At 65.6% G+C, this 22861-nt stretch carries 20 protein-coding genes; 9 read left to right on the forward strand and 11 right to left on the reverse strand.

Annotation, left to right across the window (positions count from 1 at the left end; genetic code table 11):
• Nucleotides 1-145 precede the first annotated feature (145 nt).
• A complete protein-coding gene (locus tag AB0M74_RS26835; protein WP_366529064.1) occupies nt 146-1483 on the reverse strand; it encodes a glycogen debranching protein in 1338 nt (445 codons plus the stop codon).
• Nucleotides 1484-1767: 284 nt separating this feature from the next.
• Between AB0M74_RS26835 and AB0M74_RS26840 the strand changes: the two genes are divergently transcribed.
• Nucleotides 1768-2466 carry an SDR family oxidoreductase gene (locus AB0M74_RS26840; RefSeq protein ID WP_366529065.1) on the forward strand — a complete coding sequence of 233 codons (699 nt, stop codon included), beginning with the start codon at nt 1768-1770 and terminating at the stop codon, nt 2464-2466.
• A gap of 739 nt (nt 2467-3205) precedes the next feature.
• Nucleotides 3206-3997 carry a polysaccharide deacetylase family protein gene (locus AB0M74_RS26845; RefSeq protein ID WP_366529066.1) on the forward strand — a complete coding sequence of 264 codons (792 nt, stop codon included), beginning with the start codon at nt 3206-3208 and terminating at the stop codon, nt 3995-3997.
• 120 nt (nt 3998-4117) lie between these two features.
• Here the strand turns inward: AB0M74_RS26845 and leuS are convergent, their stop codons facing one another.
• The gene (leuS, locus tag AB0M74_RS26850; protein ID WP_366529067.1) at nt 4118-6961 is read right to left on the reverse strand and encodes a leucine--tRNA ligase; all 2844 of its coding nucleotides are present in this window, start codon (nt 6959-6961) and stop codon (nt 4118-4120) included.
• A gap of 350 nt (nt 6962-7311) precedes the next feature.
• Here leuS and AB0M74_RS26855 point away from each other — a divergent pair, with 350 nt between their 5' ends.
• Complete coding sequence (locus tag AB0M74_RS26855) at nt 7312-7719, forward strand: SdpI family protein (protein ID WP_366529068.1); 408 nt, start codon at nt 7312-7314, stop codon at nt 7717-7719.
• Nucleotides 7720-7837: 118 nt separating this feature from the next.
• On the opposite strand, the gene AB0M74_RS26860 is transcribed toward AB0M74_RS26855, so the two are convergent.
• The 5 genes from AB0M74_RS26860 to AB0M74_RS26880 form a co-directional block, all read right to left on the reverse strand.
• Nucleotides 7838-8221, reverse strand: a complete 384-nt coding sequence (locus AB0M74_RS26860; RefSeq protein ID WP_366529069.1) for a cupin domain-containing protein — start codon at nt 8219-8221, stop codon at nt 7838-7840.
• Nucleotides 8222-8354: 133 nt separating this feature from the next.
• The gene (locus AB0M74_RS26865) at nt 8355-9416 is read right to left on the reverse strand and encodes an aminotransferase class I/II-fold pyridoxal phosphate-dependent enzyme (protein WP_366529070.1); all 1062 of its coding nucleotides are present in this window, start codon (nt 9414-9416) and stop codon (nt 8355-8357) included.
• Complete coding sequence (locus AB0M74_RS26870) at nt 9413-10471, reverse strand: 3-oxoacyl-[acyl-carrier-protein] synthase III C-terminal domain-containing protein (RefSeq protein ID WP_366529071.1); 1059 nt, start codon at nt 10469-10471, stop codon at nt 9413-9415. Before AB0M74_RS26870 ends, AB0M74_RS26865 begins: the two co-directional genes overlap by 4 nt.
• Before the next feature lie 9 nt (nt 10472-10480).
• Entirely contained in the window at nt 10481-11140 is a 660-nt protein-coding gene (locus tag AB0M74_RS26875; protein WP_366529072.1) for an SRPBCC family protein, read from the reverse strand.
• Nucleotides 11137-12828 (reverse strand): thiamine pyrophosphate-binding protein, encoded by a 1692-nt coding sequence (locus AB0M74_RS26880; protein WP_366529073.1) that lies wholly within the window; start codon nt 12826-12828, stop codon nt 11137-11139. Before AB0M74_RS26880 ends, AB0M74_RS26875 begins: the two co-directional genes overlap by 4 nt.
• Nucleotides 12829-13023: 195 nt before the next feature.
• Here AB0M74_RS26880 and AB0M74_RS26885 point away from each other — a divergent pair, with 195 nt between their 5' ends.
• The 3 genes from AB0M74_RS26885 (at nt 13024) to AB0M74_RS26895 (ending at nt 15419) form a co-directional block, all read left to right on the forward strand.
• The gene (locus AB0M74_RS26885) at nt 13024-13542 is read left to right on the forward strand and encodes an EXLDI protein (protein WP_366529074.1); all 519 of its coding nucleotides are present in this window, start codon (nt 13024-13026) and stop codon (nt 13540-13542) included.
• A 132-nt stretch (nt 13543-13674) separates the two neighbouring features.
• Nucleotides 13675-14652: an ATP-binding cassette domain-containing protein gene (locus AB0M74_RS26890; RefSeq protein ID WP_366529075.1), complete on the forward strand. Its 978-nt coding sequence runs from the start codon at nt 13675-13677 to the stop codon at nt 14650-14652.
• Nucleotides 14649-15419, forward strand: a complete 771-nt coding sequence (locus tag AB0M74_RS26895) for an ABC transporter permease (RefSeq protein WP_366529076.1) — start codon at nt 14649-14651, stop codon at nt 15417-15419. Before AB0M74_RS26890 ends, AB0M74_RS26895 begins: the two co-directional genes overlap by 4 nt.
• Nucleotides 15420-15488: 69 nt before the next feature.
• Here AB0M74_RS26895 and AB0M74_RS26900 read toward each other — a convergent pair whose 3' ends face one another.
• The 3 genes from AB0M74_RS26900 to AB0M74_RS26910 all read right to left on the reverse strand — a co-directional run bounded on the left by AB0M74_RS26900 (nt 15489) and on the right by AB0M74_RS26910 (nt 17417).
• Nucleotides 15489-16205: a zf-HC2 domain-containing protein gene (locus AB0M74_RS26900; protein ID WP_366529077.1), complete on the reverse strand. Its 717-nt coding sequence runs from the start codon at nt 16203-16205 to the stop codon at nt 15489-15491.
• A complete protein-coding gene (locus tag AB0M74_RS26905; RefSeq protein ID WP_366529078.1) occupies nt 16202-16711 on the reverse strand; it encodes a sigma-70 family RNA polymerase sigma factor in 510 nt (169 codons plus the stop codon). The genes AB0M74_RS26900 and AB0M74_RS26905 overlap by 4 nt, the downstream gene beginning before the upstream one ends.
• A gap of 61 nt (nt 16712-16772) precedes the next feature.
• On the reverse strand, nt 16773-17417 hold the full coding sequence (locus tag AB0M74_RS26910) for a YqgE/AlgH family protein (protein WP_366529079.1): 645 nt from the start codon (nt 17415-17417) through the stop codon (nt 16773-16775).
• A gap of 260 nt (nt 17418-17677) precedes the next feature.
• Here AB0M74_RS26910 and AB0M74_RS26915 point away from each other — a divergent pair, with 260 nt between their 5' ends.
• Nucleotides 17678-18439 carry a 1-acyl-sn-glycerol-3-phosphate acyltransferase gene (locus AB0M74_RS26915; RefSeq protein ID WP_366529080.1) on the forward strand — a complete coding sequence of 254 codons (762 nt, stop codon included), beginning with the start codon at nt 17678-17680 and terminating at the stop codon, nt 18437-18439.
• Here AB0M74_RS26915 and AB0M74_RS26920 read toward each other — a convergent pair.
• Nucleotides 18433-18744 carry a GNAT family N-acetyltransferase gene (locus AB0M74_RS26920; protein ID WP_366529081.1) on the reverse strand — a complete coding sequence of 104 codons (312 nt, stop codon included), beginning with the start codon at nt 18742-18744 and terminating at the stop codon, nt 18433-18435. The two genes, AB0M74_RS26915 and AB0M74_RS26920, sit on opposite strands and share 7 nt — an antisense overlap.
• A gap of 158 nt (nt 18745-18902) precedes the next feature.
• Between AB0M74_RS26920 and AB0M74_RS26925 the strand changes: the two genes are divergently transcribed.
• Nucleotides 18903-20492, forward strand: coding sequence for an alpha/beta hydrolase (locus tag AB0M74_RS26925; protein WP_366529082.1), 1590 nt, complete (start codon nt 18903-18905; stop codon nt 20490-20492).
• 37 nt (nt 20493-20529) lie between these two features.
• Nucleotides 20530-21651 (forward strand): glycerate kinase, encoded by a 1122-nt coding sequence (locus AB0M74_RS26930; protein ID WP_366529083.1) that lies wholly within the window; start codon nt 20530-20532, stop codon nt 21649-21651.
• Nucleotides 21652-22861 lie beyond the last annotated feature (1210 nt).

A 22861-nucleotide genomic window follows, 5' to 3' on the forward strand; every position in this document is an offset into this window, starting at 1 on the left:
CAGTCAACACAAGAGCGCGGGTTGATCTCAAACTAGTGCTATCCATGCTGTTCGACGATAGCGACAAGCTCTTGCTGTGGCCAGTGTTGTGCATGATGCATTTGCGCAATATTCACCACAGAGTTGCTAATGGTGTCCGATTGCGTCAGCCTAGCCAATCGAGAACCGATGCGGCCGTCCAGGACTGCTGCATGCTGCCGAGCGGTTCGCCGGTGAACGGCTCGTAGTACTCGGCGAAGCTGCCGTCGCTGGCTTGGCGCAGCCCTTCGGCGCGGAGCATGAACGAGCGCTCCGCCCAGCCACGGCGGGCGAAGACCCAGGAGAACAGCCAGCTCATCACCGGCCAGACCGGGCCGCGCCAGTATTCGCGGGAGCGGAAGTCCTTCGAGACGGGCGAGGTCGAGGGCGGTAGCGCGTAGCGCAGGTCGGGATGGCCGCAGAAGCGCGGACCCTCGAACAGGCGCAGCAGGCTGCGCTCGGTGTCGCGGGGCAGACCACCGCACAGCAGGGGCGCGAACATCGACAGCGTCTCGGTGCCGATCCAGCGTTGCAGTCGGACGTCGAAGTCCCGCGCCGCGCCGGTGCGCGCGTCGGTGGTCGCGACAACGCCGGTGCGGAACCGATCGGCCCAGGTGTAGAGGTCACGCACATCGGCGTGCGGCTGCTTGTATTCCTCGCCGATAGCGGCGAGCACCTCGCAGGCCAGCGCGAAGATCGCCGTGACGAACACGTCTTCCACGGCGAAGCTCATCGTCGAGGACAGCTGGTAGTCGTCGTATCCGGCGCGGCGCATCTGCTCGACCAGCCACAGATAGCGGTCGTATTCGCGGTCGCTCGGCCGCTGTGACCGGTCGGCGACCACCAGCACGTCTTCGCGTCGATACGGCGGCAGGTCGCCGACGACCACGTTCTGATAGGCCCGATCCCAGCGCGGCGAGTTGTCCATGCCCGATTCCCAGCCGTGGTATAGCGTGATCCGGCCGCTCTCCTTGGGATCGCGGGCGTGCGCCATCCAGCGATGCCAGCGCACCAGATCCGGCCAGCGGCGGTTGAGGAATTCCTCGGCCACCGCCCTGGTGCTGCGCCCGTGCCTGCGTGAATGATCGAGGATCCGCTGCACCGCGATGGCGTGCACCGGTGGCTGGGTGATACCGGAGGTGTCCGGGCCGTCAGGCGCATTGGCCGCCAGCTTTCGGCACTCCCACCGGGCCGGGCCGGGAAAGTATCCGTCGACACCGTTGGCGAAGACGATGTGCGGGATCATCCCGTTTTTCCATTGTGCCGACAGCAGCGTGTCCAGCTCGATCACCGCCCGCTCGACGCTCAACGGGGCGAGGCCGACCGCGACGAACGCGGCATCCCAGCTCCACATGTGCGGGTACAGCCGTGGCGCCGCGCTCGTCATGGTGCCCAGATCATTGCCCCGCAGCAGGTAGGCGGCGCGGGCCGCGAGCTGTGTCGGGGTGAAACCCGGGTGTGCCATGCCCCTATTCTGCGATGACACCGGAAGGTACGCCCGCTCGGCAGCGTCTGGCATTGCGTTCGACACGGCGCCGTGCAGCTCGGTCGAAACAGTACTTCCGGTGGCGACCACCGGCAGGTCGCTCGAAATAGCGCCGGTCGCGCTGGTCGCCGACTCGTATTCGGTGGAACTCACCCGTGCCCCGTCCGTGGAGATTGTTATACCGATGCGTCCATGCATCGCCGCGCATGCGGGCAGTGCTACGGGTTTCCCGGCGAATTGTGCGAAACCACTACGGTGGGCGCATGACTTCCGTCGTGACCAGCACTCCGAAGCCGACCGCGCTGATCACCGGCGCCAGCCGCGGGCTCGGCGCCGCTATCGCGCGTGAGCTCGCGCCGACGCATGATCTGCTGCTCGGCGCCCGTTCTGCCGCCGCACTGCGCGACATACAACGCGAAATTCCCAGTGCCACCGCGTGGCCCGTCGAATTGACCGACTACGGCGCGGTGGTCGCGGCGGTCGCGCCCATTCGACGGCTGGATGTGCTGGTGCACAACGCCGGGGTGGCAGATCTGGGCACAATCGCCGACTCCTCGGTGCGGCAGTGGCGACATACCTTGGAGGCCAACGTGATTGCTGTCGCCGAGCTCACCAGGCTGCTGCTTCCCGCGCTACGCGTGGCCAACGGCCATGTGGTACTGATCAATTCGGGGGCCGGGCTGCGTGCGAACCCGGGCTGGGCGTCCTACGCCGCGAGCAAGTTCGCGCTGCGCGCCTTCGGTGACGCGTTGCGGCTCGAGGAACCCGCGCTGCGCGTGACCTCGATCCACCCCGGCCGAATCGATACCGACATGCAGCGCGAGATCATCGCTGGTGAGGGTCGCGAGTACCGGCCCGAGGAATTTCTTACTCCGGAGACCGTAGCCCTGACAGTGCGCAATGCCATCCATACCCCGCGCGACGGGCACCCGACCGAAATAATTTTGCGGCCGCACAGGTAGGCGCTGTCGCGGGATGCACGGGTTGCTCTCCAATGATAGAAATGGTCCGCCAATGGATTTCCGCAGTCATCGGTCATAATTCTTGTGGCTGGTAGTACTTTAGGGATGAAATCATCCGATTCCCACTTCAGTGGATTTTGCAAGCGTGCGACGTATTCGGAATCCCTCTCGGGAGATTATTTCCGGTGAGCGGTTGTCGACGGGCTACCACAGATTATTATCGGTTCGCCACAGCGCAGGTTGGCCGAAGCTGCGGGTGGTGACGTCGAGGTCCCGATGGAATGCCCTTGGGAAGGGGTCCCTCGGCCGCTTGCGCAATGTGGTTGGCCTGATCGCGATGGCGCTTCGAGAGGCTTTTGCTCGTCTGTGCCAGAAAGTATCTGGGGAGCCCGTCATGGATCGGCCAGTGCCCCGATAGTATCGGTCGAGGGAAGACCCAGTTTTTCGGGTTCCGACGGTGAGGCGATCCATGGCCATGGCGAGCGCGTGGACGACACTATTGCCATTCGTATTCATAATTTCGATTTCACCCGGCCACGCACGAAGGCCATGGTAGTCCGCAGGGGCGGCGTCGGAGTCGATCATGTCGGGTTTGAAACCGATCATGTCGGGTTTGAATACATATGCGTGAAATTCATCTCTCGGACATGTCGGACCCCTAAAATGCCCACTGTTTCCATGTTCGTCCCGCGGTGAGATTGCATGATGCCGCATTCGAACAGAGCTGAGGGGTTTCACCATGGATAGACGTCGGGTTTTGGCAGTGCTCGCGGCGGGGACAGTGGTCGCATTGACGAGCCGGGTGGTGGCGGAGGGCGAACCCATCGTTACCGGGTCCGCGGGCGGCGGTAACCCGGTGCTGCCGCCCGTACCGCGGTTGCCACCGCCACCCGGCGGACCGAAGTCGCCAACTCCGGCCGCGACCATCACCGCGCTGCCCGGGCCGGGCAACAGCATGGCGCTGACCGTCGACGACGGTGCGAGCCCCGAAGTGGTCGGTGCTTACATCCAATTCGCACGAGACACCGGCGCCCGGTTCACCTTCTTCGTGACCGCCTACTACGACTCGTGGAACATGCACCGGAATGCGTTGCGGCCCTTGGTGGAGTCGGGGCAGATCCAGCTGGCCAATCACACCTGGGACCATCCGGATCTGACCACACTGTCCGGCTCGGCCGTTGCCGCCCAGCTGAATCGGGCAAAGAGTTACCTGCTCGACAACTTCGGGGTCGACGGAACGCCGTACTTTCGGCCGCCGTTCGGCAGGCACAACGGCACGGTGGACCGGGTGGCCGCGGACCTCGGATACACGGTACCGACCATGTGGTACGGCTCGCTGTCGGACTCCGGTGTGATCACCGAGGACTACCTGATCGAGTGTGCTCGTAAGTATTTCAACCCGCAGACCATCGTCATCGGTCACGCGAACGCGCCCGCGGTCACGCATTGCTACGGACAGTTGGTCGACATCATCAAGGAGCGCAACCTCGCGCTGGTCACACTGAACGACGTCCTGCTCCCGCCACGCTGAGGCGAACGTATTCGGCCGCGGCACTTCGGTTGGTCCGAGCACCGCAATCGATACCGACTGCGCGTCCGATCTTCCCGCGCCGCCCGAAAACGAATTTCGGTGCGGCGCGGGAGCCGGAGATCAAGCGACGATGTTCACCAGACGCCCTGGCACCACGATCAGCTTGCGCGGCGCATTGCCGCCCAGCAGTGCGGCGATCTTCTCGTCGGCGAGTGCGGCCGCCTCGATGGCCGCGTTGTCGGCATCGGCGGGCACCTGAATCCGGCTGCGCACCTTGCCGTTCACCTGGATCGGGTACTCGACCGACGAATCGACCAGCAGTGCCGGATCGGCGACCGGGAAGGGCCCGTGGGCAAGCGACCGGGAGTGGCCGAGACGTTCCCACAGCTCCTCCGCGATGTGCGGGGCCATCGGTGCCAGCATCAGCACCACCGGCTCCACCGCCGACCGCGGCGCGCCATCGGGGTAGGTCTTGGTGAGATGGTTGGTCAACTCGATGAGCTTGGCCCCTGCCGTATTGTCCCGCAGCGCCGCCAAATCCTCGTCCACGCCCGCGATCGTCTTGTGCACAAGGCGCAGCGTCTCATCGGCGGGCGCGGCGTCGATGACCCGCAGCGCACCGGTCTCCTCATCGACCACCAGTCGCCACACGCGTTGCAGGAAGCGGTGCGCGCCGACGACATCCTTGGTCGCCCACGGGCGGGAAGTGTCGAGCGGCCCCATCGACATCTCGTAGAAGCGGAAGGTATCGGCGCCGTACAGATCGCACATCTCATCGGGAGAGATGGCGTTCTTCAGCGACTTTCCGATCTTGCCGTACTCCTGGAACACCTCGATCTCGGTGCCGGTCTGGTCGGTCCAGAAGAACTTGCCATCGCGTTCGGTGATTTCGGCGGCCGGCACGTAGGCGCCGCGCTCGTCGGTGTAGGCGTGGGCCTGGATGTAGCCCTGGTTGAACAGCCTGCGGTATGGCTCGAAACCGGTCACATCGCCCAGGTCGAAGAGCACCTTCTGCCAGAACCGCGCATACAGCAGGTGCAGCACCGCGTGTTCGACGCCACCGACATACAGGTCGACACCGCCCGGATCGTCCACACCGTGCTCGCCGGTGCGCGGACCGAGCCAGTACTCCTCGTTCTCCTTGGCGCAGAACGCGTCGCTGTTGGTGGGGTCGGCGTAGCGCAGCTGGTACCACGAGCTGCCCGCCCAGTTCGGCATGACATTGGTGTCGCGCCGGTACATCTTGGGGCCATCGCCGAGATCCAGTTCGACATTGACCCAGTCGGCGGCCTTCGCCAGCGGCGGGGACGGCTCGGAGTTCGCGTCGTCGGGATCGAAGGTGACCGGCGCGAAGTCGTCGAGTTCGGGAAGCTGCACGGGCAGCATGGATTCCGGCAGTGCGTGCGGTGCGCCGTCTTCGTCGTAGACGATCGGGAACGGCTCGCCCCAGTACCGCTGCCGAGCGAACAACCAGTCGCGCAGCTTGTATTGGATGGTGCCCTTGCCGTGGCCTTCGGTCTCCAGCTCGGCGATGATGGTGGCCTTGGCCTCCTCGACCGACAGGCCGTCGAGGTAGCCGGAGTTCACCAGTGCGCCGTCGCCGGTCACCGCCGCGACGGTGATGTCGCCGCCCGCGATGACCTCGACGATCGGCAGCCCGAGCGCCGTGGCGAAATCCCAGTCTCGCTGGTCGTGGCCGGGTACCGCCATGATCGCGCCGGTGCCGTAGCCGCTCAGCACATAGTCGGCGATGAAGACGGGCACTCGCGCGCCGTTGGCCGGGTTGGTGGCGTAGGTGCCGAGGAAGACGCCGGTCTTCTCCTTGTTCTCCTGGCGCTCGAGATCCGACTTGGCGGCGATCGACTTGCGGTAGGCCGCTACGGCTTCCGCGGGTGTCGCGCTCTCGTTGGACCAGCGCGCATCGGTGCCGTCGGGCCAGGTGGCCGCGGTCAGCTTGTCGACCAGCTCGTGTTCGGGGGCCAGCACCACATATGTTGCGCCGAACAGGGTGTCGGGCCTGGTGGTGAAGACCTCGATCTGTTCGCCCGCCGCGTCGAACTTGACCTGCGCGCCACGGGATCGCCCGATCCAGTTGCGCTGCATGGACTTCACGTTGTCGGGCCAGTCCAGCCGATCGAGATCGTCGACCAGCCGATCGGCGTAGGCGGTGATGCGCATCATCCACTGCCACAGGCGCTTACGGAACACCGGGAAGTTGCCGCGCTCGCTGCGCCCCTCGGCGGTGACCTCTTCGTTGGACAGCACAGTGCCCAGGCCAGGGCACCAGTTGACCACCGAATCGGTCTGGTAGACCAGACGATAGGAGTCCAGCAGCGCCGTGCGCTCGCGCCCGCTCAGCGCCTCCCATGCGCGGCCGTCCGGTGTCGGCCGCGCACCGGAGGCGAACTGGTCTTCGAGCTCGGTGATCGGCCGGGCCCTATTCATTTCCAGGTCGTACCAGGCGTTGTAGATGCGCAGGAAGATCCACTGCGTCCAGCGGTAGTACTCCGGATCGGTGGTCGCGAACGTACGCCGCCGGTCGTGCCCGAGCCCGAGCCGGTCCAGCTGCCGCTGCATGGTGGCGATGTTGGACTCGGTCGTCACCCGCGGATGGGCGCCGGTCTGCACCGCGTACTGCTCGGCAGGCAGGCCGAAGGCGTCGTAGCCGAGCGCGTGCAGCACGTTGCGCCCATGCATCCGGTGGTACCGCGCGAAGACGTCGGTGGCGATGTAGCCGAGTGGATGCCCGACGTGCAGACCCGCGCCGGAGGGGTACGGGAACATATCTTGGACGAAGAGTTTGTCCGTCGGGGTCGTACCCGCGAGCGGACCGACCGGGTTCGGTGCGTGGAAGGTTCCGCGCTCCTGCCAGATCCGCTGCCACCGATCCTCGATGCGGACGGCGAGGCCAGCGTTATACCTGTGCTCCGGTACAGCGCTTTCGGTTGCACGAGTGTCCTGCACGGTCCTGCCTTCTTATTCGCCGATCCCCGACATAACTACGTCTATCAGGGTAGAACGTCCGGGTCGCAGGACCGAAAATCGGGCCGGACCGGGATTCCCGCCGCGGTATCCGGTGCGCCGCGCGGCGTTGCGCCGGACGCGTTGGTGCTCTTGTGCTGCAGCGGTTTCCGGACATTCCCATCGGTCGGCACGGAGCTTGGGCACTCGGTGGTCTCGGGTGGTTGCTGTGCTGACCGGCTGCGGGGTGGCAATGTGGAATGCGCCTGTCCGGGGTGGTGTAGCGCCGGGTGCTGGACAGTTGCAGGGGAGCGGCCCGCCGCTACTGGATGGCAGTGCGATAGCCTTCTCGGGTGTTCGTCGTCGCTCTTGTCCTGTTCGTGCTGGCCCTGGTGGCCATCGCAACCGGCGTGCTCGGACTGACCGGCAAGCTCCCGCGCAATCGCGTCGTCGGGGTGCATACCGAAGCCGCTCTCCACGACGAAGAGACTTTCCGCATCGCCAACCGTGTCGCGGCGCCCACCTCCGTGGCGGCAGGTGCCCTGCTCTTCGCCGGTGGTCTCGTCGCCATGGCGGCAGGCACCGTCCCGGCGCTCATCGTGGCCGCCGGCACTGCCGTCGTCGCGCTCTTCACCCTCGGTGCGGGTGCCAATGCCGCTGCGCAGGCCGTAGCCGAGCTGGTTCCCGCCGAGGAAGTCGGCGGTTGTGGCCAGTCCTGCGGCGCGTGCTCGCTGCGCGACGCCTGCTTGCCCGCGGGCTGATCGTCGGGCGCATCCGGCCGAATATCCGCGATCGCACTTTCGGCGCGGTCCCGTTCCGGCGCTGCCGCGAAGCCTTCCTTGTGATGTGCACCGCCTCGTGCTGAGCGCGGCGGCCTGCTCAGTCGGCGCATCCGGGCGGGGGCACGCTGTGTGCGAGCGGACTGCCCGCCGGATTGAGATAGAGCACGAAAAGGGTGACCGGAGTGGTCCCACGATTGCGGGCAACATGGGGATGGCCAGGGCCACGGGGCTCTCTGAACAGCCGGCCTCGTCGATAGGTGACCGGCGCGCAGTCCGCGTAAGGATGGTCGAGGGTGCCGCGCGCGACGAAGACGACCAGGGTGCCGTCGTGATAGTGCCAGCCGCTGGTGCCACCGGGCTCGATGACGGTCTGACGCGCGATGAGCTCGTGCCGGCCGAGGGTGAAACGAGCCAGCACCCGGCTGGCCGTGCCGTGGGCCGGTGCCGCATTCGGGCGCAGGCCGCGATCACGCCGGATCATCACAGCTCCATCGAACCATCCGCGGCTGTTCGAGCGGCGCTGTCGGTTCCCAACGCAACGGCCGCCTTTGCGCGGCGCTGCGCAAGGGCGGCCTATGTGATCTGGTTACTACGGTCTACGTGGTCTGGCTCTACTACGAAGCCTCCGGTATCGGAGCGCATGCCCCGCGCGGCTGGAAAGCTTGCAAGACGGCGTTGTCTGCTTCGGGATCCCCGACCGCGATGCGGGCGCTCCCATTGGGATAGGACTTCGCGGCGATGCCTGCCCGGCGCAACGTCGTCGCGACACCGGGACCTGGTAAATACAGGAAATTGGCGTGGCTGCGTGGCACCGCGACCCCACGCAGGCACAACGCGTTCCGCAGCGCTTCCCGCTCGGCGGTGATGCGCACGATGCGCGTGGTGAGTTCGGGTTCGGCGGCGTAGGACGCGGCTACCGCGGCCACCGCCGCCGAACCCACTCCGAACGGCAGCTGTAGCCTGCGCACTCGGCCGATCAGCTCCCGGCTCCCGAACACGTATCCGATGCGCAGACCCGCCAGCCCGTACGCTTTCGAGAAGGTGCGCAGCACCAGCAGATTCGGGTGCTTGCGCAGTAGCGCGACACTGTCGATCTGATCGGCGCGGCCCAAGAATTCGACATACGCCTCGTCGAGGATCACCGGCACCCGCTGCGGCACGGCGCGCAGGAACGTCTGCAACAGCCTGCTCGGAATCACGGTGCCGGTCGGATTGTGCGGCCTGCACACCACCACCAGCCCGGTCCGTTTGTCGACGGCCCGTGCGATGGCGGGCAGATCCTGGTTGCCACCCGCGTCCAGCGGCACTGGGACGACGTCGAGCGCGGCCATCTCGGCCATGATCGGATAGCCGTCGAAGGTCGGCGATCCGTAGACGATCCCGGCGCCCGGTGTGGTCAGCGCCTGGATGATCTGCATGGCCACCCCCGTCGCACCCGAACCGACGACGACCTGGTCGGAGTGCACGCCGACGTGGTCGGCGATCAATTTCGGCAACCGCAGCGGCAAGAACTCCGGATATCGATTGGCGTGCGCGAGTACGTCGTTCACCGCCGACAACACCGAAGGCAGTGGCGGGAAGGGATTCTCGCTCAAGCTCAGATCGAATCGAGGTAGTACCCGCTCCGGGTGGTGTTGTCGCGACGGCAACGTGTCGTCGGCCAGTTCCACGGTCATCGCGCCGCGCCCCAGCGCACCGCTGCCGCGCCCGCGAAGTCGCCCGCATGCGCGAACGCTGACATCAGTACCACCGATCCGTTACGCAGCCTGCCCGCCCGGTTCTCCGCATCGAGGGTGACCGGAATGCCGGCGGCGAACAGGTTTCCGCACTGATCGAAGGTGTCGGGGTGGCGTTCAGCAGGCAGCTCGAGCGCGTCGTGCCAGTTGCGCAGGAACAGCCGGTTCGGTTGATTGGTGACGAAAGTATCGATATCGCGCCCCTTCACACCGATTCGATCGCACACCGCAAGCGCCACCTCGGGCACCAGGCGGTTGCCGCGCGCGAACACCTTGGTGATCTTCGATTCGGTGAAGCTGACGCAGCCTTGGCCTTCGCCCGGCTCCCAGTACTTGCGATCGCCATTGGTCGAGAACGACATATCCCCGGCGAACTCGGGATAGGTGCGGCATTCGATGTCGAGGATCGGCGCACTGTCGTCCTTCACCAGCAGTCCGACGCCACATCCGTCGCCCGGTACCGGGGCCTGCGCGAGCTTGCGGATATCGGGCTGAGTGAACACCGGACCCGCACAGTTCTGCGTGGCCGCGATGAGGGCGGTGCGCGCGTCGGTGGTTTGCAGGATCATTCGCGCCATCGCCATCATGTGCACAAAGGCCGCGCAGCCGCCGTTGTGCACGTCGTAGACGAATCCCGGGCGCGCGCCGAGCCTGCGCGCCACTTCCGGCCCACACCCCATGACCGGGTTGTCCGGCAGCTGAGTGTGTGTGATCAGCACGTCGATGTTCGAAAGCAATTGTGCGCCATGGCGTTCGATCAGCGGCGTGACGGCGCGCTCGACCATGTCCACCGCCGTCTCGTCCCGGTCCACGTGATGGCGAGCCTTGGGAGAACGGAACATGACATTCTTCGCCATCCGGTCCGAGCGGCTGAACTGCGTGAAGTATTCGGTGCCGACCGGATCGCCGGGCAGGTAGCTGGCCACATCCACCAGACTGACCGTCGGCAGTCGGGGGGCGTCAGGGTCGAGTTGGTTGGTGCTCGCGATTGCCATCGGCATGTCTCACTTCATCCAGTCGGGCTTGATGGGCAGGCCGTTGGCCGCGCGGTACTCGCAGATCGCCTTGAGGTTGTCCATTTCCAGCTGATGCCCCGCGGAGAACATCTCCCAGAAATCGCCGACCCACACCGGGCGCTTGGCAGGCGCGGTTTCGGGATAGGGATTTTCGTCATAGAAGGGGTGCTTGCAGTTGACCCACAGGACCACCGAACCCGGCTTGTTGAACACCACCTGCGCGTCGATCACCCGAAGCAGATAGACCATCCACAGGTGCTGGCCCTGGTCCCAGGCGCAGTGGTAATCGACGGTCATACCGTCGCGATGCGCAACGGTGCGCGTGAAGATCTTGGTGGCGTCACCGAGGCGGTCATAGGCCAGCCACAGGCCGGGTTCCTCGGTCTCGACGAACCCGCGCAGGCTGTAGGTCCATTCTTCCAGTGACCTGGTGTCGGCGAGGTACTCGAATACCTCGTGCGGTGGTGCCGCGATATACGCCTGCACCGGGCAGTATTCACCGAAGATCTGATCGTGTGGATAGACCGACCGCAGCATATCCATGATGATCGGCGTGGTCGCGTCCTTGTCGGAGTTCTCGATTCGCAGAACGCCGGGGATGACTTCCTCCGGGATATCGCTGAGTGCGGGCAGGGCGCTGGTGGTCAAGGTGTGCTCCTAGCGGTTTCCAGGGTGGACAAGAACGGAATGAAGGGCGGAACTTCGTCGGGGTCGCAGTCGATCGAAATGAACGACGGGCCTTCGATTTCGGTGCACGGCCCCAGTGCGGCGGCCAGTTCTTGCGGTGTCCGCACCGAGTAGGCGGGCAGGTCGGGGAACATGGCGGCGATGCCTGCTCCGATATGGGTCGGCTGGAATCTGTTGAAGCTGTAGCGATCCCGGTAGTAGAGCTGCTCGCGGGTGACGCACATGGCGTGTGCGTTGTTGTTGAGGACGATGAAGGTGACCGGCAGTGCGTGCTCGACCGCGGTGTGTAGCTCCATGCCGTGCATGAAGAACGCGCCGTCGCCTGCGATAACGACCGTTCGTCTCGGTCCGTCCGGTCCGTGATGGCGGGCGAAGGCCGAGCCGATGCCCGCGCCGAAGGCATAGCCCATGCCGCCCATACCGAGGGCGACGACGAACCGGCCGCCGCGCGGCACCCGCAGGTGGTGCACCACCGCGGCGCCGGTGTTGCCTGCGTCGGCGAAGACGTCGGTGCCTTCCGGCAGTGCCGCGTCGATCGTCTCGACGAGCTCTCGGTAGCGCAGGCCAGGTCCGCTCGCCTCGGGAACCTGCAGCGGTGTCGGCGGGTTCGCGGGGGTGCGTGCTCCGTCGGCGGTCGCCGCGACGGCGGCGAACATGTCCGCGAGTTCCGCCAGCGTGCCGGCCAGGTCGGTGCTGGTGGCATGGATCGCGGGCAGATGTGGCGCGCTGACGCCGATGCTCGCCACGGGACAGTCTTGGAGCAGCTGGTCCAATCCGGTGCGCGCGGTAATCGGCATCGGAGTGCCGATCAGCAGGCACAGCGCCGCCGAGCGGATCGCCGCGGCGAGCTCCGGATGCCCCATGCTTCCAGCGACACCGCAGAACCCGGCATCGGTGTTGTCGTAGACATCCTTGGCATCCGGTGCGACACCGACGGCTGCATCCAATGTCGTTGCCAGCCAAGCGAGTTCGCCGCGGGCATCGTCGCGCGCCACCTGATCGCCCGCGATGATCACTATCTTCCCGGTCCGCCGCGCCGTGGTCAGCGCGGTGTGCACTCTGGCAATGCCGTGCTGGTCGCCGCGCAGTCCTTGTGGTTCCCACCGGAACGGCGGGGTGCCGTCCATGCTCGACTGCTGCACGTCTTTGGGCAGCAGGAGGACCGCAGGCCCGCCGCGCCGGGCGGCGCCGACTGCTCTGGTGAGCTGGTCGGGGAGGTCGGCGCCGGTCTGGACGCGTACGCAGTACTGGCTGATCTCGCTGAACATCCGGACCGCATTGATGGTGCCCGCGTGCCCGCTGGTGTCCTGGAACGCGCCGTTGCCCTCCAGGCCGGTCGGTGGCTGGCCGACCAGAGCCAGTACCGGAACTCGGGAGGCGAACGATTCAGCAAGCCCGGCAACGAGATTCATTGCGCCACCGCCTGATGTCGCGCAGACGACGCCGAGCCCGCTGGTGGAGCGAGCGTAGCCGTCGGCCATCGTCGCCGCGGAGAATTCGTGCTTGGCGACCACGCCGGTGACGTCGTACGGCGCATCGAAAATGGCGTCGTACAGGTCTTCGATGTTCGCGCCGTCGACTCCGAAGATGTGTCGTACTCCTAGGGTCGAAACCGCTTGTACCAGATAATCCACTACCCTGCCGGGCATTCGACACTCCTTTTCGCGGCGACCGGAATGTGCAGCACACACGGTGATCACATATCGCGTACACCTGAGATACGACTGGGGTCGGCCCGCGGTTCAATACATCGCGCAAGATGTAGATTGGCGGGTCGCGTGGGGGGAATCGCCGGGGGGACACGCGGTCTTGCGTGTACGTATACATCTACGTATAGTCGAACCATGCCCAACAAGACGATCTATGTTTCCGATGACGATCTAGCGCTGTTCCAGCGAGCGCAGGAGTTGGTCGGCGGCAATCTTTCGGGGGCGGTGACCACGGCGCTGCGCCGGTTCATCGAGCTGGAAGAGGGCAGGCTGGAGGGCTACGACGAAGTGGTTCTGCGGGTCGGCCACAACGGTGTACGCCAGGTCCGATTCGCCGGCGCGCTGCTGGGCGAATGGCGCGATGTCAACGAGCAGCGCATCGAGCACGTCCAGGTCTTTCGCAGCAGGAAGGGCAAGTTCGTCATGCATGCCCAGTATTCGAACTGGGATGAGTATCCGGAGGCTCACAAGAACTGGCTCAAGGATCTGACGAACTGGCGTCGCATGCTCGGCGTCGGCGATCAGGATTGGGGTGATTTCATCTTGGAGATCGTCGACACTCTCGGCGAGTTGAAGGGGAAGATCCCGGACAAGCTGTATGAGCGGGTGGCGGATATCGCAGACCGTCCACCGGTCGAGGAGCTCGATATCTAGCCGAATCCCGCGCGAGAACAACACAATACAACGCACTCGACCGGCATTTCGCCGCCCCGGATCCCCGGGAGCGGTGGCGAGGAAACATGCTCGCATTCGCATTGATTCATGAATTATTGGGAAAGGAAGGCCATGACGAATGGTCACCGCCCCCCCGCCATTTCGGCGCTGGGTCTGCGTAAATCGTTCGGCGAGCACGTGGTGCTCGACGGTATCGACATCACGGTCCCGCAGGGGACGGTGTACTCCATGCTCGGTCCCAACGGAGCGGGCAAGACCACCACGGTGCAAATCCTGACCACGCTCATCCGCGCCGACGCAGGCGAGATCCGAGTCGACGGCCACGATCTGACGGCCGACATCGCCGCGGTGCGCGGCGTGATCGGTGTGACCGGGCAGTTCTCCGCGGTCGACGAGCTACTGACCGGCCGCGAGAACCTGATCCTGATGGGCGATCTGCATCACCTGCCTCGACGGGAGAGCAAGCGCCTGGCCGCGGACCTGCTCGAACGCTTCGACCTCGTCGAGGCTGCGGACAAGACCGCGGCCACCTATTCCGGCGGGATGACCCGGCGACTGGATTTGGCGATGACCCTGGTCGGCGATCCACGCATCATCTTCCTGGACGAGCCGACCACCGGCCTCGATCCGCGCAGCAGGCGGGGGATGTGGGACATCATTCGCAGCCTGGTCGACGACTTCAGCGTCACCGTCTTCCTCACCACCCAGTACCTGGAGGAGGCCGATCAGCTCGCCGACCGGATCGCGGTCCTCGACCACGGCAAAATCGTGGCCGAAGGCACTGCGGCGGAACTGAAGCGGCTGGTCCCAGGCGGTCACATCCGGCTGGAATTCGCCGACCGGTTCGGACTCGACACCGCCGCTCGCGTACTCGGGCCCACCGCGCGTGTTGTCGAGGATGCCGGGGATGACGACCACACGCTGTTGGTGCCCAGTGACGGCGGCGTCAAGTCGCTGCGCGCGGTGCTCGACCGCCTCGACCTCGAACAGATCGTCGTCGACGGGCTTTCGGTGCACACCCCGAACCTCGATGACGTTTTCCTCACCCTCACCGGCCAACCCGCTCCGGAAAAGGAGACCGCGCGATGACCACCATGTCCCTTGCACTGACAGACTCGGCAACGATGTTGCGGCGCAACCTGCTGCATGCCAGGCGCTACCCGAGCCTGACCTTCAGCGTCATCATCATGCCGATCGTCCTGTTGTCGGTCTTCAATTTCGTATTCGGTGGCGCACTGGAGAAGTCCTCGGGCGGTAAGTACATCGACTACCTTGCCCCGGGCATGCTGTTGATGATTCCGGCCTACATCACGGCATCGGTGGCGGTGTCCATCGCCACCGACACCACCAAGGGCATCGTCAACAGATTTCGCGTCATGGCGATCGCACCGTCTTCGATGCTGACCGGGCATGTGATCGGCGCATTGATCCAGGCCATGCTCGGCATCGTGGCCATGGTCGGGTTCGCGGTGCTCATCGGGTTCCGGCCGTCGGCGAATGCCGTCGAATGGATCGTCGCGTTCGCGCTGCTCGCCATGTTGACCTTCGCGCTGATCTGGCTCGCGGTGGGGATGGGCCTGGTCGCGTCGAGTCCGGAGAGTGCGAGCAATATGCCCTTTCCGCTGATCATGCTGCCATTCCTCGGCAGCGGCCTGGTCGGCACCGACACCATGCCGGTCGGTATGCGCCAGTTCGCCGAGTATCAGCCGTTCACACCGATCACCGAGACCGTGCGCGGACTGCTCATGGGCACCGAGATCGGCAACAACGGCATTGTCTCGGTCGCCTGGTGCTTCGGTCTCGCGCTGGTCGGCTACCTCTGGTCGACCTCGGTCTTCCGCAAGCAGACCCGCTGAGTTCTGCCGCTGAATTCGACTCGGTCACTACCGATCCCCCGCCGCTGCCGGTGGGGGATCGGTGCGTTGTCAGACCGTGCCGACGAGCAGTCGCTCACCGGTGGCGACGGATCTGATCTCCACACTGCCGACCTGGTCCGGGGCCGCGTCGAGGGTGCGGTCGATGGTCAGTTCGGTGCCGGGTCCGGCGGGCCACTGGCCGAGTTCGGTCTGCTTGCCGTCGCTGCCGAGGACGAACAGGGCATACTTCCAGGTGTATCTCTGGTCGCTCGCACCGTAGCTGCACGTCATGATGATGCGGGTCCTGCCTTCGGCGGCAACGAGTTTGAAGCTGGCCGAGATCGGCGTCGGCTGCAACGGCTGCATGCTGCGCTCCGCCACAACCTGTTCGGTGGTGGTCGTCGGGTTGTCCGAAGAGGCGACGGTGTAGACCACCGGGACCGCGATGGCCACCGCCGCGGCGGCCGCGGCCACCGCGGCGCCGACGGAGGCCCACCGGCCGCGCCTGCGACGCCGACGCTCCGCGTCCGCGAGCCTGGGCAGCAACTCGGGCACCGGTGGGTTCGACTCCGGCGCAGCGGCCTCCGGTGCCGCGATCATCGTGAGCGCGATCTCGGTATCGACGAGGGCGAGCATTCCCGGCACACCGGCAAGATCGGCAACAGAGGCCTGGCAGGCCGGGCAGCCGGCGAGATGGTCCTCGTATTCCCTGCGCTCGGTCCTGGTCAGGGAGCCGAGCACATAAGGCGCATCCCACGTGGTGTAGTCGTGCGCGGTATCCGTCATTGGTTCGTCACCCCCATCTCCTGTAGTGCCAGCCGTAGTGCCCGCATCCCGTAATGCATCCGGGATTTCACCGTTCCCGCGGGAATGTCGAGTTCCGCAGCGATCTGGTGGGTGGAAAGCCCTCGGTAGTAGGCACGCACGATCACTTCACGATGATCGGCGCTGAGCCTGGCCAATGCGTCCGCGACCAGCCACCCGTCCAAGGCGCGATCGGCCTGGTCCGGCGCGGCCTGCTCAGGCGGGTTGTCGGTGCGGAACTCACGGCGATTGCGTGCGCTGCGGTGTTCATCCACGGCGAGATTCCTGGCAACGGTGAACAACCACGCGCGCGCCGACATTGTCGACTGATCCAGCACGTTCGGTCGTTGCCATGCCCGCAACAACGTTTCCTGCACGATGTCCTCGGCCCGGCCTGGGTCTCGAACCAGACCGAGCGTGTATCTCCACAGTGCCGACGCGTGCTCCTGATACAGCACTCGCAGCAGTTCGGCCTGGTCGTCGGGCATTTGTCACCTCCGCTCAACCCACGACACAGGCCGGGTTCTTGGTTCAACGCGAGGGCGCATATCAATTGCGCTCTAGTTCGATCGGGTGCGTGGCCAGCAGTGAAAGGGGCAGTGGCTGGCGGCGCAGCACGTGGGCCCACAGGTCCGGGCGGCCGGTACTGATCGGGTCCGAGGGCAGTGCCGAAAGCACGATCCAGTCGTCGTTGTCCAGTTCGCCCTCCAGCTGTCCGAAGGTCCAGCCCGCGTAGCCGGCGAAAATTCGCAGGCCCTCGATCAGCGGGCCGATCTGCTCGGGGTCCGCGTCGAGATCGACCAGTACCACCCGACCGTCGACCCGGCGCAGTCCACGCACCCCCTCGATCGAGGCGCCTACTCGGACCGTGCCTAGACACAGCGCCGCGTCCCGCTTGACCGGGCCGCCGATGAACAGGGTGCGTGGCGTCGCCGCGGCATCGGTCCATTTGGGAAGCACGTCGTGCACCGCGGTATCGCTCGGGCGATTGAGCACGACGCCCAAGCTGCCCGCCTCGTTGTGTTCGATGATGTAGACGACGGTGCGCCGGAAGGTCGGCTCGACGAGTTCGGTCGCCGAGACCAGCAGAGTGCCCGCACGAACGACCTGCTCGCCGTGCCCGGTGTCGCGCCGCTTTCGGTCGCCGTGCCCGCCGCGAGTCTGCCTCTCATCCGGGTCATCTGCGCGTGCCACTCCGCCATCATCGCACTGGCGCGGACCATTCGTCGGTCAAGAGGGGTGCCCGATTCCGGGAACACAGGCGGTTGCCGCCGGGTAGGAGGCAACGGGGAGTGCAACGAGCACGCGTCAGGCGGCTATCTTGCCTTCGTTGGGTCCGGTGGGCTGGCGAGGGACTGCGTCCGGCAGTGGGGTCAGGCGGCTATCTTGCCATCGTTGAGCCCGGTGGGACTGGCGAGGGACTCCGATCCGGCAGTGGCACTAGAGTCGGCCACATGGAACGACCCGAGGTTCTCCTCGACAATGCGGATGCTGTGTACGACTTCTATCGCGATCACCGCCAGAACCGCTTCAAAGCTTGGGGCGCTTACGCACTACTCGGGCGTCGATACCATCCTCGGGTCGCCTACGCCGATGGTGCGCGTGAGCTGCTGCACGACCTGATCGCCCAGGGCCGGCCGTTGCTCGTGGCGATCAACCATCTCTCGGAATCCGATCCCTACACCGTCGCTGCCGCGGCATGGCGCAGCGAACTGCGCCGGGTGATCGGCCGGGTGCGAGTGTTGGCCAAAGACGAGCTCTTCCTCGATTCCGACCAGCGCCGCAAGATCGACATGATGGGCGGGATCCCGGTGTTCCGCGGCAAGGATCACGGCCTGCGGGCGGTGAATGCGGCCGGTCAGCGCATGATAGATATCTGCGCCGAACGGATGGCGGCCGGCGACGGTATCGCCGTCTTTCCCGAAGGCACCTGCAATGACGTCGACCAGACCCAAGTGCAGGCGGTCGGCAGCGGGATCGGGCACATCGCATTCCGCGCGATGAAGCTCGGGGCCGTGCCCGCGCTGGTCAGCATGGGTCTGAGCTACGGAACGCGACCGGATCCCAGCATTGCGGTCACCAAAGAGGAGGCCAAGTCGGCCAGTTTCTACTTCGGGTTGCCGATCACCGAGCTGCCCGCCCGTCCCGCGGAGATCGCCCGGCTGGTGCACACAGATCTCCAGCGGGCGCTCGATGGCGCCGTTGCCGCCTACTGAGGCAATCCGAGTCGTTCACGCGCCCAGTGCGGCACCATCACCAGAAACTCGGGTCGGGTTTCGATGAAGTGATGCACCATCGGGCACATCGGCAAGGCACCGAAGCCCTCTTCATGGGTGTTACGCAACGCGGCCTCGATCAGCGCGCGGCCGTAGCCCTGGCCCTCATGCCGAGGATAGATCTCGGTGTGCACGAACGCACGTTCGGAAGCGGTGTCCTGGTATTCGGCGTAACCGGCGATGGCGCCGTCGATATAGATCTCGTAGCGTTCCAGTGCCGTGTTGTTACGGACCTCAGTGGACATGGCTCGACGCTACTCTGATGCGCCCGAATCACCATGTTTCGCACCACTCGCCTGGTGAAATCTCGCCCTCGACTTGTCTGCCGGGCCCGGACTGGCAGAATGCTCTTGGTCGCGCAGGACGCTCCGCCAGGAGCGGCGGCTCGGCGGAGGTACGAAAAATGATGAGGACACTGCGTATTTCGCGAGTGGTGGCCGCTCTGATCGCGGCGAGCCTGCTCGGCGGATCGATCGCGACGGGGCTCGCCGACGCCGCGCCCGCCGCAGCCTTCGGGGCGTGCCCGGATGGATCGGTCATGCCGGAGCGCGGTGTGCACTGTGCCGTCGTCTCGGTGCCGATGAACTACACGGACCCGGACGGGCCGCGGATCGAACTGACCGTCAGCCGGATCGCGGCGACGCAGGAGCGCCGCGGCGTCATCATGGCCAACCCCGGTGGGCCCGGCGCGGACACGCTGGATTATTGGGCGCGGCGGCTCGATACACTGCCCGCCGAGCTCAACGCCCACTACGACCGCGTCGCCGTGCAGCCGCGCGGCCTGCGCTGGGCCACGCCCCTTCGCTGCCCCGCCGACTCGAATGCTGCTGAGGGTGAGCAGGTTTCGCTCGGCGGTGGAAGTCGTGACGCCATCAAGAAGGCCTGCGACGCCGCACTGCCCGGTTACCTGGACACCATCACCACCGAGAGCACAGCACGCGACCTGGACGAGGTGCGCGCGGCGCTCGGAGTGGAACGAATCAGCTACCTCGGCGTCTCCTACGGCACCTACCTCGGCGCGGTCTACGCTTCGCTGTTTCCCGCGCACGTCGATCGGATGGTGTTGGACTCCAACGTCAATCCCGACTGGGTGTGGACCGAGGAATTCGCCCAGCAACAGGTGGCGGGCAAGCAGCGCCTCGACGATTTGTTCACCTGGATCGCCGAGCACAACGGCCAGTACCGCCTCGGCGACACCGCCTTCCAGGTCTATCAGAACTGGGTGCGGCAGGTCGCAGACCAGGGCGGCGGCTGGTACGCCAACCTGACCCCGCCGCCCGCGAGCGTCTCCGATCTGCCGGGCAGGCTGCCGGAGCCGCTCGCCGAGATCGCTCGGGACGGCTTCAACGGCAGCATGGAGCAGGCGGGCAAGGTGCAGAATCTGTTGCGCACCTTGATTTCCGGCGGTGCTTCCGCGCAGGTGCCACTGGTCGGCGCGACCGCGGTCGCCACCTACACCCGCACCTTCTGGCCGGTCTTCGCCAAGGCGATGGCCGATGCGAAGGCCGATCCGGCCAACGTGGCGCAGTTGCGCGCGATCGAAGGTGCGACCAGCACCGATCCCACCGGCCGCTTCGTCTTCGCCGCCATTACCTGCAACGAGAACGCCGTGCGGGGCAGGCCCGAGTTGCTCGGCGCCGCGGTCGGCACCATCGCCTCCGGCGGCAATGCCATGGACGCCCGCGCCGATATGGTCCGTTCCGGAATGACCTGCGGATCCTGGCGGCCGGTGACCAAGCTGGTGCCGATCGCGGGCCGGGACCTGCGCACCCCGCCGCTGCTGCTGCAGAGCAAGCACGACGCCTTGACGAAATACGAGGGCGGACCGGCAATGGCCCGTGCGCTCAACGGGTCGTTGATCACCGTCGAAGGCGGCGATCACGGCACCTTCGGGCGCGGCAACTCCGTTCTCGACGAGGCCGTCATGGCCTACCTGCGTACCGGCCAGGCCACCATCAGCAACGCCGATCAGGCCCCGCTGCCGACCAGTTGACGTGCGAAGGCTCGGTGCGCGCGGCGACAATAGGGAGATGCCCCCCGCGCCCCGAGTGCTGATCGCCCCGGACAAGTTCAAGGGATCGTTGACCGCACCCGAGGTGGCGGCGGCGTTGGCCGCGGGCATCACCCGCGCCGCGCCGGAGGCGCAGATCCAACAGGTCCCGGTCGCCGACGGTGGCGACGGCACCGTCGATGCCTTCGTAGCAGCCGGTTGGGAACGCATCGAGGTGGCCGCACCGGGCCCGACCGGTGCATCATCGACCGCGCCCTACGCGGTGCGCGGCGCGACCGCGGTCATCGAACTCGCCGCCGCCGTCGGATTGGTGAAACTGCCTGGCGGACAGCTCGATCCGCTTGGCGCGAGTACCGAAGGGCTCGGTGTTGTCCTCGCACACGCCCTGGACCGAGGCGTCACGAATATCGTGCTCGGTCTCGGCGGCAGCGCGTCGACCGACGGCGGAGCGGGCATGCTGCGATCGCTCGGGGCCAAGGTACTCGACCGTGACGGATACGAATTACCGACCGGCGGAGCAGCTTTGGCCCACGCGGCACGGCTGGACCGATCCGGATTGCATCCCCGCATCGCCGCCACCGAATTCACCTTGGCCTGTGATGTCGACAATCCGCTACTCGGCCCGACCGGCGCAGTCGCGGTGTATGCGCCACAAAAGGGTGCGACCGTCACCGATCTTTCGATTCTCGAAGCGGCACTGAACAATTGGGCGACCATCGTCGGCGCGGAGTGCGCCGACCATCCTGGCGCTGGCGCTGCGGGCGGAACCGGATTCGGCGCCCTGGCCGTGCTCGGCGCTCAGGTCCGCAGCGGCATCGAGGTCATACTGGAGCTGCTCGATTTCCCGGCCCGCCTCGACGGCGCGACCCTCGTCGTCACCGGTGAGGGCTGCCTCGATCCCCAGAGTTTGCATGGCAAGGCCCCGATCGGTGTCTGCGAAGCCGCGCGCAAAGCCGGCGTCCCCACGGTCGCCGCGGTGGGTCGCACGCTGCTGACTCCGACCGAGATCCGCGCGGGCGGCTTCACGGCCTGCTATTGCCTTGTCGACCTGGAACCCGACAGCGCTCGGTCGATGGCTGAGGCGGCACCGCTGCTGGAGCGAATCGGTGCACAGATCGCCGTCGACCATCTCCAGAACTGATCACAGCACGCTACGTCTTCGCTTCCGGCAGTGCCGCACCGTTTCCAGTAGGTCTCGAGGCTGGGCAGAATGCTCGGCCAGCGGGCGTGCCGGCGGACCGGACTCGGATTGAACGTCACTCACGTCGTTTCACTCAACCGACGTAGGAACCCGCGGAGCCCGCTGGTCAGGAGAGAGGATCAGCCAGCGCTCCGCAGGGATTCGATCGATGTACGCCGCTGCGGCGTCCCTGCAATCAGCAAACGACAGCACCGGCCGACCCGCTGCTCGCAAGCGCGCTGTCGGACCTGCCCTGCCCGCGTTGGACCCTTCCGAAAAGTTTCGAGATCGATGGAACCGTTTCCGGCCTGGCAGCGTCAAACCTTATAGAACACAACACATCCCGGTGTTCGATCAGCGCAGAGCCTGGTTGACCACCGCATTACGTGAACGTCGGCAACCGGCGTGCGCAAAGGCCGGGTGTCGGGGAGCTGCAACTCCCCGACACCCGGAGCTGCACACATGCAGCTAGCACCAGAACCCACAGATAGGAACTCGAAATGAACCATTTCGCAAGGCTTTCGCCGCAAGCATGATTGTACTCGCCGGCGTCGCCGTCGGTTCGACAGCGACGGCAGCAACTGATCAGCCAACTCCGCGGGGTTGCGCCGCAGGGTATTTGGCGCTGGGAGCAGACGCTGCGAGCGCACCTGCCGCCACCACGGGCGTCGGTGCAGCCGCCATTGTGCTGGGTGCAAGCTCTGCAACCGCAGTGATATTCGATCAATGCGCGATGCTGAAAAACGGTCAAATTATCGACATCCCAGCAGGGCGTCATGCTATTCAATCAATGATCGCAGTAAGAGCGTCCCCTGTCCGTCGCAGGCCAGGGTGTATAAGGTCGAGGTGGCGTGAGATACACTAGCCGGACCTGAGTGGCCTGGGCGGCACAAGGCCCGAGCGTGGAGCTGGAGTGGGCACGATGAAGCGAATCTCATTATTTCTCAGTGTAATTACTCTCGCGGCCTTGATCGTTGCGGGTATCGAGATAGCTCGAAGTACGAAGACCCCGTTTGTGCTTGTCCTTGTCATTGTTGCCTCCATCGCAGTTGCCGTGGACTTGGTTCGTAAAGTACGCAATGAAGTGCGGATTCGTCCCTAGCGTTAGTCCAGTTCCTGAATGTTTGTGATGGGGTTTCTATTCCAACGTTCACGAACTGATACTGCGACT

It is taken from the genome of Nocardia sp. NPDC051463 (assembly GCF_040681975.1).
Classification (GTDB): domain Bacteria; phylum Actinomycetota; class Actinomycetes; order Mycobacteriales; family Mycobacteriaceae; genus Nocardia.

What these genes read in the sequence shown, in the direction of transcription:
- AB0M74_RS26835 (WP_366529064.1), bottom strand. Translation starts at nt 1,483, where the DNA reads ATGGCACACCCGGGTTTCACCCCGACACAGCTCGCGGCCCGCGCCGCC.
- AB0M74_RS26840 (WP_366529065.1), top strand. Translation starts at nt 1,768, where the DNA reads ATGACTTCCGTCGTGACCAGCACTCCGAAGCCGACCGCGCTGATCACC.
- AB0M74_RS26845 (WP_366529066.1), top strand. Translation starts at nt 3,206, where the DNA reads ATGGATAGACGTCGGGTTTTGGCAGTGCTCGCGGCGGGGACAGTGGTC.
- AB0M74_RS26860 (WP_366529069.1), bottom strand. Translation starts at nt 8,221, where the DNA reads ATGATCCGGCGTGATCGCGGCCTGCGCCCGAATGCGGCACCGGCCCAC.
- AB0M74_RS26865 (WP_366529070.1), bottom strand. Translation starts at nt 9,416, where the DNA reads ATGACCGTGGAACTGGCCGACGACACGTTGCCGTCGCGACAACACCAC.
- AB0M74_RS26870 (WP_366529071.1), bottom strand. Translation starts at nt 10,471, where the DNA reads ATGGCAATCGCGAGCACCAACCAACTCGACCCTGACGCCCCCCGACTG.
- AB0M74_RS26880 (WP_366529073.1), bottom strand. Translation starts at nt 12,828, where the DNA reads ATGCCCGGCAGGGTAGTGGATTATCTGGTACAAGCGGTTTCGACCCTA.
- AB0M74_RS26885 (WP_366529074.1), top strand. Translation starts at nt 13,024, where the DNA reads ATGCCCAACAAGACGATCTATGTTTCCGATGACGATCTAGCGCTGTTC.
- AB0M74_RS26890 (WP_366529075.1), top strand. Translation starts at nt 13,675, where the DNA reads ATGACGAATGGTCACCGCCCCCCCGCCATTTCGGCGCTGGGTCTGCGT.
- AB0M74_RS26895 (WP_366529076.1), top strand. Translation starts at nt 14,649, where the DNA reads ATGACCACCATGTCCCTTGCACTGACAGACTCGGCAACGATGTTGCGG.
- AB0M74_RS26900 (WP_366529077.1), bottom strand. Translation starts at nt 16,205, where the DNA reads ATGACGGATACCGCGCACGACTACACCACGTGGGATGCGCCTTATGTG.
- AB0M74_RS26905 (WP_366529078.1), bottom strand. Translation starts at nt 16,711, where the DNA reads ATGCCCGACGACCAGGCCGAACTGCTGCGAGTGCTGTATCAGGAGCAC.
- AB0M74_RS26915 (WP_366529080.1), top strand. Translation starts at nt 17,678, where the DNA reads ATGGAACGACCCGAGGTTCTCCTCGACAATGCGGATGCTGTGTACGAC.
- AB0M74_RS26920 (WP_366529081.1), bottom strand. Translation starts at nt 18,744, where the DNA reads ATGTCCACTGAGGTCCGTAACAACACGGCACTGGAACGCTACGAGATC.
- AB0M74_RS26925 (WP_366529082.1), top strand. Translation starts at nt 18,903, where the DNA reads ATGATGAGGACACTGCGTATTTCGCGAGTGGTGGCCGCTCTGATCGCG.
- AB0M74_RS26930 (WP_366529083.1), top strand. Translation starts at nt 20,530, where the DNA reads ATGCCCCCCGCGCCCCGAGTGCTGATCGCCCCGGACAAGTTCAAGGGA.